This is a genomic window from Isoptericola sp. NPDC060257 (genome assembly GCF_042726645.1).
GTDB lineage: Bacteria > Actinomycetota > Actinomycetes > Actinomycetales > Cellulomonadaceae > Isoptericola > Isoptericola nanjingensis.
The window spans coordinates 1-13,451 of the sequence record NZ_JBHXAW010000103.1 but is presented as its reverse complement, the minus strand read 5'-3'; the positions used below and the strand labels follow the sequence as shown (position 1 = coordinate 13,451).

The 13,451-nt window shown below is 73.9% G+C and carries 18 protein-coding genes; 6 read left to right on the top strand and 12 right to left on the bottom strand.

The features are described from left to right. Positions 1-26 precede the first annotated feature (26 nt). The 11 genes from ACFWEK_RS10535 to rpmB all read right to left on the bottom strand — a co-directional run bounded on the left by ACFWEK_RS10535 (position 27) and on the right by rpmB (position 7,157). On the bottom strand, positions 27-1,178 hold the full coding sequence (locus ACFWEK_RS10535) for a glycoside hydrolase family 76 protein (protein WP_430554013.1): 1,152 nt from the start codon (positions 1,176-1,178) through the stop codon (positions 27-29). Then, positions 1,175-2,440, bottom strand: coding sequence for an ABC transporter substrate-binding protein (locus ACFWEK_RS10530; protein ID WP_429762929.1), 1,266 nt, complete (start codon positions 2,438-2,440; stop codon positions 1,175-1,177). Before ACFWEK_RS10530 ends, ACFWEK_RS10535 begins: the two co-directional genes overlap by 4 nt. Beyond that, positions 2,424-3,383, bottom strand: coding sequence for a carbohydrate ABC transporter permease (locus ACFWEK_RS10525; RefSeq protein ID WP_430554012.1), 960 nt, complete (start codon positions 3,381-3,383; stop codon positions 2,424-2,426). Before ACFWEK_RS10525 ends, ACFWEK_RS10530 begins: the two co-directional genes overlap by 17 nt. Next, positions 3,380-4,207 (bottom strand): carbohydrate ABC transporter permease, encoded by an 828-nt coding sequence (locus ACFWEK_RS10520; protein WP_429762927.1) that lies wholly within the window; start codon positions 4,205-4,207, stop codon positions 3,380-3,382. Before ACFWEK_RS10520 ends, ACFWEK_RS10525 begins: the two co-directional genes overlap by 4 nt. Before the next feature lie 160 nt (positions 4,208-4,367). Next, entirely contained in the window at positions 4,368-5,699 is a 1,332-nt protein-coding gene (locus ACFWEK_RS10515; RefSeq protein WP_430554011.1) for a glycoside hydrolase family 125 protein, read from the bottom strand. A gap of 127 nt (positions 5,700-5,826) precedes the next feature. Further along, positions 5,827-5,994, bottom strand: a complete 168-nt coding sequence (rpmF, locus tag ACFWEK_RS10510) for a 50S ribosomal protein L32 (RefSeq protein ID WP_430544733.1) — start codon at positions 5,992-5,994, stop codon at positions 5,827-5,829. Positions 5,995-6,036: 42 nt separating this feature from the next. Then, complete coding sequence (gene ykgO / locus ACFWEK_RS10505; RefSeq protein WP_079573901.1) at positions 6,037-6,159, bottom strand: type B 50S ribosomal protein L36; 123 nt, start codon at positions 6,157-6,159, stop codon at positions 6,037-6,039. Next, positions 6,156-6,434, bottom strand: coding sequence for a type B 50S ribosomal protein L31 (locus ACFWEK_RS10500; protein ID WP_430544734.1), 279 nt, complete (start codon positions 6,432-6,434; stop codon positions 6,156-6,158). The genes ykgO and ACFWEK_RS10500 overlap by 4 nt, the downstream gene beginning before the upstream one ends. 14 nt (positions 6,435-6,448) lie before the next feature. Beyond that, positions 6,449-6,754 (bottom strand): 30S ribosomal protein S14, encoded by a 306-nt coding sequence (rpsN, locus tag ACFWEK_RS10495; protein WP_430544735.1) that lies wholly within the window; start codon positions 6,752-6,754, stop codon positions 6,449-6,451. After that, the gene (rpmG, locus tag ACFWEK_RS10490) at positions 6,754-6,921 is read right to left on the bottom strand and encodes a 50S ribosomal protein L33 (RefSeq protein ID WP_079573907.1); all 168 of its coding nucleotides are present in this window, start codon (positions 6,919-6,921) and stop codon (positions 6,754-6,756) included. The genes rpsN and rpmG overlap by 1 nt, the downstream gene beginning before the upstream one ends. Then, positions 6,921-7,157 (bottom strand): 50S ribosomal protein L28, encoded by a 237-nt coding sequence (rpmB, locus tag ACFWEK_RS10485; protein ID WP_430544736.1) that lies wholly within the window; start codon positions 7,155-7,157, stop codon positions 6,921-6,923. The genes rpmG and rpmB overlap by 1 nt, the downstream gene beginning before the upstream one ends. Before the next feature lie 94 nt (positions 7,158-7,251). Here rpmB and ACFWEK_RS10480 point away from each other — a divergent pair, with 94 nt between their 5' ends. After that, entirely contained in the window at positions 7,252-8,409 is a 1,158-nt protein-coding gene (locus ACFWEK_RS10480; RefSeq protein ID WP_430554010.1) for a GTP-binding protein, read from the top strand. Between the two features lie 111 nt (positions 8,410-8,520). Further along, complete coding sequence (gene nhaA, locus ACFWEK_RS10475; protein ID WP_430554009.1) at positions 8,521-10,344, top strand: Na+/H+ antiporter NhaA; 1,824 nt, start codon at positions 8,521-8,523, stop codon at positions 10,342-10,344. A gap of 6 nt (positions 10,345-10,350) precedes the next feature. Here the strand turns inward: nhaA and ACFWEK_RS10470 are convergent, their stop codons facing one another. Beyond that, positions 10,351-10,869, bottom strand: a complete 519-nt coding sequence (locus ACFWEK_RS10470) for a GNAT family N-acetyltransferase (RefSeq protein ID WP_430554008.1) — start codon at positions 10,867-10,869, stop codon at positions 10,351-10,353. Positions 10,870-10,950: 81 nt separating this feature from the next. Between ACFWEK_RS10470 and ACFWEK_RS10465 the strand changes: the two genes are divergently transcribed. The 4 genes from ACFWEK_RS10465 to ACFWEK_RS10450 are packed head-to-tail and all read left to right on the top strand — an operon-like array spanning position 10,951 to position 13,419. Then, positions 10,951-11,559: a TetR/AcrR family transcriptional regulator gene (locus tag ACFWEK_RS10465; protein WP_430554007.1), complete on the top strand. Its 609-nt coding sequence runs from the start codon at positions 10,951-10,953 to the stop codon at positions 11,557-11,559. Positions 11,560-11,567: 8 nt separating this feature from the next. Continuing rightward, positions 11,568-12,077, top strand: coding sequence for a nucleoside deaminase (locus tag ACFWEK_RS10460; RefSeq protein ID WP_430544741.1), 510 nt, complete (start codon positions 11,568-11,570; stop codon positions 12,075-12,077). Positions 12,078-12,096: 19 nt separating this feature from the next. Continuing rightward, positions 12,097-12,930 carry a hypothetical protein gene (locus tag ACFWEK_RS10455; protein ID WP_430554006.1) on the top strand — a complete coding sequence of 278 codons (834 nt, stop codon included), beginning with the start codon at positions 12,097-12,099 and terminating at the stop codon, positions 12,928-12,930. A gap of 54 nt (positions 12,931-12,984) precedes the next feature. Next, entirely contained in the window at positions 12,985-13,419 is a 435-nt protein-coding gene (locus ACFWEK_RS10450; RefSeq protein WP_430554005.1) for an arsenate reductase ArsC, read from the top strand. The last annotated feature ends 32 nt before the right edge of the window (positions 13,420-13,451 follow it).

Sequence of the window (13,451 nt, the reverse complement as noted above, 5' to 3'; positions counted from 1 at the left end):
GCCCGGCTCGGGCCGCGCGCTGCCCGTCATCCCAGCGCCGCCCGGACCTCGAGCGCCATCACGGCGCTCAGCACGGTCGAGTACCCCACCTGGGTCGGTGCCGGCCGGGTCCAGTCGTCCCCCGGCCGCAGCACCACGCCCGCGTGCCGCAGGCTCTCCACCGCGGCCATCGGCGCCCCGTCCGCCGGGCGCGCGCCGCCGTACGGCACCAGACCGTGCTCCCACAGGGCGTCGGTGCTGGTGCGCACCAGGTCCTCGACCGCGGGGACGGACCGCTCCTCGAGCAGCAGCGCCGCGTACCGGTACCAGACGCCCTTGAACAGGCCGACGTCGCCGCCCGCCGTGTCGGGCACGTCGTCGTCGACCAGGTCGCCCTCGCGGCGGAAGACGCCGCCCGTGGCGAGCTCGCGCACCGACGTGAGGGCCGTCCGCTCGGCCGTGTCCAGCCAGCCGGCGTCCCCCGTGGACCTGTACATCTCGACGCAGGCGCCGATGTACAAGCCCTGGTTGTAGGTGAAGCGCCAGTGCGTGTCCACGTCCGTGCCGCCCTCGCGGCCGAGCCCGTCCTCGACGAACCCGTCCGGCCCGACCAGGTGCTCCTCGAGCCATGCCACCGTGCGCAGCGCACGGTCGAGGAAGGCGCCGTCGCCGGTGCGTCGTGCCAGCCGCGCGCCGAGGATCGCCAGGGGTCCGTTGGCCGGGGTGTTCTTGTAGTCGGGCTGCTGCTTGCGCCACGACAACGACGGCCCGTGGACGTCGTTCCACCCGAGCGACACCACGTGCTCCCACAGCGCGACGACGTCCGCCTCGACGTCCGCGCGCTCGCCGTCGTCCGGCGTCGCCTCGGCCAGCCGCAGCAGGGCGAGGGCGTACCAGAGCATGTCGTCGAAGTAGTCGTTGAACAGGCTGCCGCCGTTGCGCTCGCGGATGTTCGCCGCGGTCGCACGCGCCGCGTCGAGCCACGCGCCGTCGCCGGTCCGGGCGAAGGCGTCGAGCCGGCAGTCGACGACGTGCGCCAGCCACCAGTAGTTGAACGTGGCGTCGGCGGGCTCGGGATGCCCGTTGTGCAGCAGCTGCGGCGCGGCGGCCCCGTAGAGCAGGTCGACGCTGTGCTGCGCGACGTCGGCGCGCCCCGCCCAGGTCTGCACGCGAGCGGCGTCGGGGGTCGTGGTCGTCATCGGTTGGCCTCCAGGATGCGGTCGCCCTGCGCGGCGGCGTCGGCGAGGGCGGCGGGACCGTCCAGGGATCCCGACATCACCTCCTGCAGGGCGGGGATGAGGGCGAGGGTCTCGACGTCCGAGTACCCGGGCACGGGCGGGCGGACGGAGGCCACCTCGATGGTCTCGACCATCGGGGCGAAGCGGTCGTCGACCGTGCCCACCGCGCGTCGCGACGCCTCGACGTTCGCCGGGATGTTCTTGCTGATCTCGGCGAACGCGAGGCTGTTCTCCTGGTCCGCCGCCCACCACTTCATGAGCTCCCACGCACCCTCGGGGCAGGGTGCGTCGGCGGGGACGACGAGGCCGAAGCCGCCCATGGAGGCGCCGGAGTCGCCCCGCGGCCCCACGACGGCCGGGACGACGCCGTACTCGAGGCCGTCGACGGCGTCCCAGGTGGGGAGGTTCCAGGGCCCGTCGTACTTGATCGACACCGCACCCTGGGCGAAGGCGTCGATGCCGTCGGAGAAGCCCAGCTCGTACACCCGCCGCTCGTGCAGCAGCTCGTCCCAGAAGTCGAGGACCTCGAGGCCCTGCGGGGAGTCGAAGGCCGTGTGGCGCTCCGTCGGGTCGAGGAGCTCGCCGCCCGCCTGCTTGAGCCACATGCTGAACAGCCCGACGTCCTGGATCTCGAAGCCCGCCCGCGTGAGCCGCCCGCCCTCGCGGACCGTCAGCGCCTCGGCGGCGTCGGCCAGCTCCGCCCACGTCGTCGGCGGGCGGATGCCGGCCTCGTCGAGGTGCGCCTTGTTGTAGAAGAGCGCCCGCGTGTCGACGATGAGCGGCAGGCCGAAGGTCTCGTCGCCGACGCTCATCTCCCGCACCGACTCCGCGTAGAAGGACCCCAGGTCCACGCCGTCGCGCGCGGCCCAGGAGTCGATCGCCTGCAGCGCACCGCGGCGGCCGTACTTGGCCGTCTGCCACCGGTCCCACAGCACCAGGTCGGGCACGTTGCCCGAGGCGATGCCGGTGAGCATCTTCTCCTCGAGCACGCCCTGCGGCACGTACCGGAACTCGTACTCGGACTGCGCCGCGTTGAACGCGTCGAGCTGCGTCGTGATCTGCGCGGCCTGGTCGCCCGCCCAGCTGCCCCACATGGTCAGGCGACGGGCGCCCGCGTCCGTGTAGCGGGGCTGGTTCGGCGCCGCGCAGGAGGACAGGACGGCGGCACCGGCACCCAGGCCGAGCGCCCGCAGGATCGCGCGGCGGCTAACGGGCGTTGACATGGGAGACCCCCTCGATGATGTAGCGCTGGGCGAAGACGAACAGCAGCAGCACCGGCAGGCTGGTGATCACGGTCCCGGCCATGAGCGGGCCGTAGTCGGTGGCGTAATCGGTGACGAACGACGCCAGCCCCACCTGCACCGTCCACATCTCCTGGACGTTGAGGACGATCAGCGGCCACATGAAGGAGTTCCAGCCCGCCTGGAACGTGAGGATCGCGAGCACGGCGGCGCCCGCCTTGGCGAGCGGCAGGTAGACCTGCGCGAAGATCCGGAACTCGGACGCGCCGTCGATCCGCGCGGCCTCGCCCAGCTCGTCCGGGATCGAGGAGAAGAACTGCCGCATGAAGAACACGGCGAACGCGCCGGCGGCCCCGGGCAGGATGATCGCCCACCAGGTGTTGAGCAGGCCGACGCCGCCCTGCCCGACGACGTTGTTGCCGCCGGCGAACGGGATGGCGCGCAGCACCAGGAAGGACGGCACCATCGTCACGATGCCGGGCACCATGAGCGACCCCAGCAGGGTGACGAAGAGCGCCCGCTTGCCGCGGAACTTCAGCTTGGCGAACGCGTACCCGGCGAGGGAGCCGAAGAACAGGTTCAGCACGACCCCGGCGACGGCGAGCAGCATGGAGTTCGCGAAGTAGCGGCCGAACGGCACCTCGGTGAGCACGCGGTCGTAGTTCTCGAGCGTGACGGTGCGCGGGATCAGGTCCAGCGCCCCGGACAGGATGTCGCCGGCCGGCTTGAGCGACGTGACCAGCGTCCAGAACAGGGGGAAGACGGTGAGGACCGCCACCGCGACGACGGCGATCCACCAGGCGACGGCGCCCACGCGCTGCGCCGGGGTCCGGTGCTTGGTGTGCAGCACGGCCGGCCGGGAGGCCCCGTCGGCAAGGGCGGCGGTGGCCGCGACGGACAGGCCGGGTGCGGTCTGCGCGCTCATGTGTTGTCCCTCCCCGTGACGCGGGCGTTGATGACCGCGAAGATCGCGATGATCGCGAAGAGCACGAACGAGATCGCCGACGCGTAGCCCATCTCGAGGTTCCCGAAGCCCTGCGTGTAGATGTAGTAGACGAGCGTGATCGTCGAGTTGCCCGGGCCGCCCTTGGTGAGCACGTAGGCCTGGTCGAACACCTGGAACGCGCCGATCACCAGGAGGGTCGAGACGAGGAACGTGGTGCGCGACAGGCTCGGCATGACGACGTAGCGCAGCTGCTGCCACCAGCCCGCCCCGTCGATGCGGGCGGCCTCGTAGAGCTGCGGCGGGATCCCCTGCAGGCCGCCGAGGTAGATCATCATGTTGGTGCCGAAGCCGGCCCAGACGCTCATGATGACGATCGCCGGCATCGCCCAGTTCGAGTCGTACAGCCAGGCCGGGCCGTCGATGCCGAACCAGCCGAGCGCGACGTTGACCATGCCGAACTGCGGGTTGAGCAGCCACAGCCAGATCGTCGCGGTCGCCACCGTCGACGAGACCACGGGGACGTAGAAGAAGGTCCGGAAGAGCGTCGAGACCCGCACGTTGCGGTGCAGCAGCAGGGCCGTCGCCAGCGCGACCACGATCCCGAGCGGCACGAACAGCACCGTGTAGTACGCCGTGTTCCGCAGGGCGATGAAGAAGTACGGGTCGAGGAAGAGCCGGCGGTAGTTGTCGAGACCCACCCAGCCCGAGTCGCCGATGACCGAATAGCTCGTGAAGCTCATGACGAGCGCCATGCCCGCCGGGATGACCACGAAGATCGCGAACAGGGCGATCGGGAGGGCCACGAAGAGCCACGCCCACCTCTCCTGGATCCTCCACTGCCGTGAAGGTCTGCGTGGTGCCAGGGCCGGGGGCGCGGACTCCGCAGCCCTGCCCGGCGGCGCCGTCGCCGCCGTCGTCACCGTCATGGTTCAGATCGCCTCCTTCGCCGATCCGCACGTCCGCCTATGCGTCGTGCCTGAACACTTCCGCCCCGGGTGCCCCGGGGACGTGGTACCCGACGACGTCGAGCACGAGCTCGCAGAACATCGAGTCCGCCCAGCTGAACCACTCCCTGGTGAACTCCTCGGGGCGGTCCACGTGGTACGACTCGCACATCCGCCCGCGTGCCGCGTTGGCCGCGAGCATCGACGCGACGAGAGCGCGCTTCTCCGCCGGGTCCGTCGAGGTCAGGCCCCGGACGGCGGCCGAGATGGGCCAGACGTAGCGCGGCGGCGTGTGCGGGCTGCCGAGACCGTCACCGGTCGTGCCGCGCACGTAGGTGGGGTTGTCGTCGCTGAGGGCGAACCGGCGCGTCGCGACGTAGAGCGGGTCGTCGAGCGCGACGCCGCCGGTGAGCGGCAGGGAGAGCAGGCTCGGCATGTTCGAGTCGTCCATGAGCAGCCGGTGGCCGAGGCCGTCCACCTCGTAGGCGAAGATCCGCCCGTGCTCGGGGTGGTCCACGACGCCGTGCCGGCGGGTGGCGGCATCGAGCTCGGCGGCGAGCTCCTCGGCCCGCGCGGCCAGGCCCGGGTCGGCGACGGGGCCGAGGGCGAGCTCCGCGAGGTCGCGCAGCGACGCGGCGGCGAACAGGTTGCCGGGCACGTTGTAGTGGTGGACGCACGCGTCGTCGCTGGGGCGGAACGCGCTCCAGGTCATGCCGGTGACGGCGACGGGCGACCCCTGGCCGTCGCGGACGAGCGTGTCGGTCGGCGGGCAGTCGTCGCGCTCGAACCGGTAGTCGGACCGCGCGTCGTGGTCCTGCTCGGTCCGGAGCGTGGCGACGACGAGCTCCGCGGCCTTGCGGAACGTGTCGTCGAGGTGGTCCGTGCGCCCGGTGGCGAGCCACAGCCGGTGCGCGAGCTGGAGGGGGAACGCGAGCGAGTCGACCTCGTACTTGCGCTCCCAGACGCCGGGCGTCATCGCCGTGCGGTCGGCCTGGTGCCCGGCGCCGTCCGGCGTCCGGTTGAAGGCGTTGGCGTACGGGTCGTGCAGGATCTGGGTGCTCTGGCGCCGGACCAGGGCCGCGACGACGTCGCCGATCCCCGGGTCGACGTCGAGCAGGGCGAGGTACGGGCGCATCTGTGCCGCGCAGTCGCGCAGCCACATCGCCGGGATGTCGCCGGTGAGCACGAAGGCGGTGCCGTCGGGCTCGAGCACGACGGCGTCGCGCAGGGTGCGCCGCATCGCCTCGGCGAAGACGGCGGCCGTCGGGACGTCGAACGCCGCGACGACGCGGTCGGTCACCTCGCGCAGCACGCGCTCGTCGAGCATCGGGGGGCCACCCTGGTCCGTCACCACGCACTCCATCGTTTGGATATATCGAATAGGCGGAACATACCAGCGACGACGGCGGGTGACCAGAGCGGGCACGACGAAACCCGCGGCGCGTCGCGCCGCGGGCTCGCCTCGCGTCCCGGCCCCGTCAGCCCGGGTCCACGTCTCCTCGCCGCACCGCCCGCAGGAGCCGGGGCGGGACCTGCACCGTGCGGCCGGCCACGACCACGGGGACGAGCACCGGCGGCTCGGCCTTCCACCGGGCCCGGCGGCTGCGGGTGCGGGAGCGGGAGGTCTTGCGCTTGGGGACGGCCACGGCCGCTCCTCTCGTCAGGTCGGTCTGGGGAGAACCCCCGGTTCAGCCCTGGCGGGCCTTGAACCGGGGGTTCTGCTTGTTGATGACGAACGTCCTGCCGCGGCGGCGGACGACCTTGGCGCCCGGCAGGCGCTTCAGCGACCGCAACGAGGCGCGGACCTTCATCGGGCACCCTGCCCGTAGCGGCGGCGGAACTTCTCGACGCGGCCGGCGGTGTCGACGACGCGCGCGGCCCCGGTCCAGAACGGGTGGCTGGCGGCCGAGATCTCGACGTCGACCACGGGGTAGGTGTTCCCGTCCTCCCACTCGATCGTGCGGGCGGGGCGGCCGGGCCCGGAGGCGGCGTCCCCCGCCAGCGTGGAGCGCGTGAGGAACGCGGTGCCGGCGCTGGTGTCGCGGAAGACGACGGGGCCGTAGGTGGGGTGGATGCTCTGCTTCATGGTGGTGTCTCCTCTCACCAGCTGGACTTGGTGACGCCGGGCAGCTCGCCCCGCAGCGCCAGCTGGCGCAGGCGGATGCGGGACAGCCCGAAGCGGCGCAGGTAGCCGCGGGGGCGGCCGTCGACGACGTCGCGGTGGCGCAGGCGGGTGCGGCTCGCGTCGCGGGGCTGGCGCTGCAGCTCCATGACGGCCGTGGCCCGCTCCTCCGCCGTGGACGACGGCGACGCGACGACGCGCTTGAGCTCGGCCCGCCGGGCGGCGTACCGCTCGACGACGTCGCGGCGCCGCGCGTCGGCGGCGATCTTGGACGTCTTGGCCATCAGCGCTCCTCGCGGAAGTCGACGTGCCGGCGCACGACGGGGTCGTACTTGCGCAGCACGACGCGGTCGGGGTCGTTGCGGCGGTTCTTGCGGGTGACGTACGTGAAGCCCGTGCCCGCCGTCGAGCGGAGCTTGACGATCGGGCGCAGGTCGGTGCGGGTGGCCATCAGACCTTCTCTCCTCGTGCCTGGATCCTGGCGACCACGACCTCGATGCCGTCGCGGTCGATGGTCTTGATGCCCCGGGCGCTCACCCGCAGCGTGACGGTGCGGCCGAGCGAGGGCACCCAGTAGCGCTTCTTCTGGACGTTCGGGTCCCAGCGGCGCTTCGTCCGCACGTGCGAGTGCGAGATCGCGTGGCCGAACCCCGGGACCGTGCCGAGCACCTGGCAGCGGGCGGACATCGATACCTCCGTTGTGAGAACGGTTCTCATCAGGGCGCTACAGTGACAGACTTGAGAACTGTTCTCAAGTACCGTCATCCCCAACCCACCGGAGGTGCTCGTGATTCCCGACCGCCCGCACGCGCCCGCCACGCCCGCCGCACCGGCGCTGAGCGTGCTCGTCGCCGTCGACCCCGTGCTGCGCGACGCCGCCGCCGCCAGCCTGACCCTGGCGGCTCCCGACGTCGTCGTGGTGCGCCACGACCTGCTCCCGGACGACGGCGCGCTGCGCCGCGTCGTCGTCGACGCGACCGGCGTCCTGGAGGACGAGACGGTGGCGCTCGAGCACGCGTGCGTGTCGTGCAGCGTGCGCGAGGACGCCGTGCCGGCCCTCGCCCGTCTCGCCGACGACGGTCGCTGGGCCCACCTCGTGCTCGCCCTGCCCGTCACCGCCGAGCCGCTGCCCGTGGCGCGCGCCCTGGCGGCGCAGGCCCAGCCGGGCGGGGCGCTCGAGGCCCTCCGGCTCGCCGCGACGGTCGGCGTCGTCGACCTCGACGCCCTGGAGGCCGACCTCCTCGGCGACGACCTGGTCGACGAGCGCGGGCTCGCGCTCACCGACGACGACCAGCGGCCCGTCGGCGAGGCGCTGGCCGCGCAGCTCGAGCAGGTGGACGTGGTCGTGACGACCGGCGCCTCGGCCACGGGAGGCGGCCTCGTCGACCGGCTGCGCGCCGTCGACAGCGACCGCGTCGAGGGCCTCCACGACCTCGACCCCGTCGCGCTCTCCGCCCGATCGCACGCCCCCGCCGCGGCCGAGCGCCGCGCCCACCCGCTCGGCGCACGCGGCGCCCGCCGGCGCGCCAAGGACCCGCGCGACCGGAGCTGGAGCCTGCTGCTGCGCAGCGACCGCCCCTTCCACCCGGAGCGGCTACTGGCGCACGTCGAGGACCTCGGCACCGGGCCGGTGCGCAGCCGCGGCGTCTTCCACGTGCCGAACCGGCCCGACTCCGCGTGCCTGTGGGACGGCGCGGGCGGCGCCCTGTGCGTCGCGGACCTCGGCACCTGGGACGAGGTCGCGGCCGGGCACCCGCCCGTCACGCGCATCCTCGTGGTCGGGGCGGGCGAGCCGCGCGACGCCCGCGAGGTGCACGACCGCATCCTCGACGCCTTCGGCGAGGCCCTGGCCACCGGCGCCGAGGTGGCGGACGGCGGGCTGCGCTGGCTCGGTCGCGAGGACGTCCTGGCGCCCTGGCTGGGAACACGGACCGCCTGAGCGCTGTTCCTTCCCGCGCGGGCCACGTGCCGGTCCCCCCCCGCGACCGGAGCCCGGGGCCGTCATAGGCTCCTCGCGGACCCGCACCCACGACGGACGGGAGGCACCCGCATGGCCGCACGCGCGCTCGCCGAACGGCTGCGCACCGAGTCCGGGGCCGCGCTGCTGCTCGTGGGCGTGACGCTGCTGGCGCTCGTGTGGGCGAACTCGCCGCTGTCCGGCTGGTACGAGCACCTGTGGGAGCTGCCGATCCACGTCGACGTCGGCGACCTGCGCTTCGACATGGACCTGCACCACTGGGTCAACGACGGCCTCATGGTGCTGTTCTTCTTCGTCGTCGGCCTCGAGGTGCGCCAGGAGCTGGCGATCGGGTCGCTGCGGCAGCGCAGCTCGCGCCTCGTGCCGCTCGTGGCGGGCACGCTCGGGGTGATCGTGCCCGCGCTCGTCTTCCTCGCGGTCGCCGGCCACGCCGACCCGCACGGCTGGGGCGTCGTCGTCGGCACCGACACGGCGTTCCTGCTGGGCGTGCTCGCGCTGGTCGGGCCCGCGATGTCGAGCCAGCTGCGCGTCTTCCTGCTCACGCTGTCCGTGGTGGACGACTTCCTCGCCGTCGGCATCATCGGCGTCGTCTACTCCGAGGAGGTCCGCCTCGCGCCGCTCCTCGTCGCCGTCGCCGCGCTCGCCGTGCTGTGGCTGCTGGGCCGGATGCGCGAGTGGCGCAGCTCGCCGTACGTGCTCGTCGTCGTGGTGCTGTGGGGCGCGACCGTGCAGGCGGGCGTGCACCCGTCGATCGCGGGCATGCTCGCCGGGCTGCTCGTGCCCGCCGTCGCCACCCGGCGCGACGACGTGCTGCAGGCCAAGAGCCTGTTCCGCGACTACTGGCAGTCGCCCAGCGCCAGCGTGGCGCGCAACGCCCGCGTCGGGCTCGCCCGGTCCATCTCGGTCAACCACCGCCTCCACGACGTCCTCCGCGGGCCCGTCTCGCTCGTCGTCGTGCCGCTGTTCGCGCTGGCCAACGCGGGGATCGACCTCCGCGGCGGCGCGCTGGGCGCGGCGCTCGGGTCGGTGATCACGTGGGGGGTCGTGGCGGGCCTGGTCGTGGGCAAGCTCGTGGGGATCGGCCTCGGCACGTGGGGCGCGGTCCGCGCCGGGCTCGGGAGGCTGCCCGACGGCGTGGGCCCGGGCAGCGTGCTCGGCGGCGCGGCCCTGTCCGGCATCGGCTTCACCGTGTCGCTGCTGGTGGTGGACCTCGCGTTCGACGGCACGCCCGCGGGGCAGGCCGCGACCGTCGGCATCCTCATCGCGATGGTGCTGTCCACCTTGCTGGGGTGGACGATCTTCACCGTCGCCCGCGTGCGGTACGGCGAGGCGAGCGCGGACCTGCCGGTCACGCTGTCCCCCGCCGTCGACCCCGACCGCGACCACGCGAAGGGCGACGTCGACGCCGCGCACACGGTCGTCGAGTACCTCGACTTCGAGTGCCCGTTCTGCGCCCGCGCGACCGGGATGGGGGCCGAGCTGCGCGAGCACTTCGGCGACCGCGTGCGGTACGTCGTGCGGCACCTCCCGCTGCGGGACGTGCACCCGCACGCCTACCTCGCGGCCGTCGCCGCCGAGGCCGCGCACCGGCAGGGCCGGTTCTGGGAGATGCACGACGCGCTGTTCGCCCACCAGTCCCGGCTGGAGCCGGACGACCTGCGCGGCTACGCCGCCACGCTCGGCCTGGACCTCGAGCGGTTCGACGCCGACCTGACGGACGAGGCCCTGCACGCCCGGGTCCGCGCGGACGAGGCGAGCGCCGCGGCGTCCGGCGCCCGCGGCACGCCGACGTTCTTCCTCGACGGCGTCCGGCACCGCGGCCCCCACGACGCGCGCACGCTCATCGCGGCGCTCGAGGCGAACGAGGACGACCCGGCGCTGCGCCGCCGGTCGTGAGGCGGGTCAGGCGGGTCGGGTGAGGTCGAGCGCCCAGGTCTGGCCGACGAGGTCGTGCCCGAAGCTGTGGTGCGGCCGCTCGTCGACCAGCGCGAACCCGGCCGCCTGGTACAGGTGCCGGGCGGAGGCGAGCACGTCGTTGGTCCACAGCACGACCCGCTTGTAGCCGGCCTCCCGGGCGAAGCGCAGGCACTCCTCGACGAGGCGCCCGCCGACCCCGTGGCCGCGCGCCTCCGGCACCACGAGCAGGATGCGCAGCCGCGCGACGCGCTCCTCCTCGTCGGCGACGAGGAGGATGGAGCCGGCGCGGCGGCCGTCCACCTCCGCGATCCACGCGGCCTCGCGCGCCGGGTCGTGCGCGCCCGCGTAGTCGGCCACGATCCGGGCCACGAGCGCCTCGAACTCCGCGTCCCACCCGAACTGGCGGTGGTACACCTCGCCGTGAGCCTGCACGATCCACCCGAGGTCCCCCGGCCGGTCCGCGGGCCGGACGACGACGGCGTGCCGGACGGCTGTCCCGGTCATGGCCCCCTCCTTCCGTCAGGTCGGCGACCCCCCGGCCGCCGACTGAAACGACTGTTTCACTCGTCCGCTAGGGTAGCCCCCATGACGCGTCAGGCACCACCCCCCTCCCCCCGCCGCACCGAGCTGCTCGAGGCCGCGTACCGCTACGCGCTCGAGCACGGGCTGACGGACCTCTCGCTGCGGCCCCTCGCGGCCGCGGTCGGGTCGAGCCCGCGGGTGCTGATCCTGCTGTTCGGCAGCAAGGAGGGCCTGGTCCGGGCCGTGCTCGCCCGGGCTCGCGAGGACGAGACCGCGCTCCTGGACCACCGGGCCGACGAGCAGGGCCTCGCCGACGCGGGCCGGCACGTGTGGGAATGGCTGGCGGACCCGGAGCACCGCCCCCTGCTGCGGCTGTGGGCCGAGTCCTACACGCGATCCCTCGGAGCCGACGACGGGCCGTGGCACGGCTTCGCCCGCGGCACGGTGGACGACTGGCTCGCCCTGCTCGCCGCCCACCAGCCTGCGGGCGAGCGAGAGTCGGAGGCCGGCGCCCGCCGCCGCACGGCGGTCCTCGCCCTGTTGCGCGGCGCCCTGCTCGACCTGCTCGCCACCGACGACGTCGCGCGCGTCGACGCCGCCGTCCGGGCCCAGCTGGCGCTGCTCGACGACGCCTCCGCACGGCCGGTCGGTCCCGCCCGCGACGGGGCATGATGGACCGCATGGGATACCAGGAGCCGTCCGCGACGACCGACGCCGACCTGCCGTACCTGCGCCGGTGCGTGGACCTCGCGCGCGAGGCGCTCGACGACGGGGACGAGCCGTTCGGATCGCTGCTGGTCGACGCGGCCGGCGCCGTCGTGTTCGAGGACCGCAACCGCGTGAAGGACGGCGACCAGACCCGCCACCCCGAGCTCGAGATCGCCCGCTGGGCGGCCGCGCACCTCACCCCCGAGGAGCGGGCGGGCGCCACCGCGTACACGTCGGGCGAGCACTGCGCGATGTGCAGCGCGGCGCACGCCTGGGTGGGCCTCGGCCCCATCGTCTACGCCTCGAGCACCGCGCAGCTCACCGCGTGGCTGCAGGAGTGGGGCGTCGCGCCCGGCCCCGTGACCCCGCTGCCGGTGGGCGCCGTCGCGCCCGGCGTCCCCACCCGCGGGCCCGCCCCAGCCCTCGCCGACGAGGTGCGCGGCCTGCACGCCCGACTGCACGGCGTGCGCGACCCCGCCTGACGGTGTTTGCCTGGGGACCATGACCGACACCCCCGAGCCCACCCCGAGCCGCAGCCCCTGGACCTGGCGAGTGATCGTGCTCGCCGTCGTCCTGGTGGCCGCCGTCGTCGTCTGGCTGGCCGTGCGGGACGGCGGCGGCGACGGCGCGACCGCCGCGTCGCCGTTGCCCACCGCGACCGCGACCGCGACGGAGGACGCCTCCCCCGACCCGTCCTCCTCGCCCACGACGACGGGCGCCGCGGGCTGCGCCGAGACCGACGACGGCACCCCGGAGGGCGCGGACACGCACGAGGTCGTCGACGTGGACGGCGACGGCGAGCCCGACACCGCGTGGCTCACCGGCGGCGCCGAGCGCCGGTTCGGGATCACGACGGCGTCAGGCGCCACGTTCTCGGCCGCGATCGACTCGGCGAGCCCGCAGCGCGCGTCCGCCGTCGTCAACGTCGTGGCGGCCGGGGACAGCACCGCCCCGATCGCCCTCGTCGACACGGGCCGCGAGGTGCTGCTCTTCTCCGCCGCCGACTGCGACCTCGCCGCGACGCAGAACCTCGCCGGCGCGCCCTACACGTTCGACAAGGGCTTCACCGGCCAGGGCACGGGAGTCGGGTGCACCGCGGTCGACGGCGCGCTGCACCTCGCGGGCCTGAACGCGACGTCCGCCGAGGGCAGCTCGTTCACCGTCACCCGCACCTTCGTGGACCTGGACGACGCCGCGCTGAACGCGTCGAACGGCGACGAGGCGACCGTCGCGGACGACGCCGGGCCTGACGACCCCGTCGTCGTCACGGCGCAGGAGACCAGCTGCGGCGAGGCGGTCGTGGGTGAGGACGGGCCGGTGGAGCCGGAGTCCTGAGCCGTCGAGCACCGACCCCTTGCATCGCGCATCGACGTCGATCAATATGAGGGCATGCCCGCCCTCCCCGACGACCGCGCCCGGCCGTCCGCCCTGTTCGTCTGCGTGCACAACGCCGGCCGCTCCCAGATGGCCGCGGGCTTCCTGCGCGCCCTGTCCGGCGGCGCGGTCGAGGTGCGCTCCGCGGGGTCGATGCCCGCCGACCGCATCAACCCCGTCGCCGTCGAGGCCATGGCCGAGTCCGGCATCGACCTCACCGCCGAGCAGCCCAAGGTGCTCACGACCGAGGCCGTGCAGGCGTCGGACGTCGTCATCACGATGGGCTGCGGCGACGCCTGCCCGATCTTCCCCGGCAAGCGGTACGAGGACTGGCAGCTCGACGACCCCGCCGGCCAGGGCATCGAGGCCGTGCGTCCCATCCGCGACGAGATCCGGCGCCGGGTGCTCGCGCTGCTCGCGTCCCTCGGCGTCGACCCGGTCGCCCACTGACCCGTCCGACACACCCTTCCACCAAGCGATCC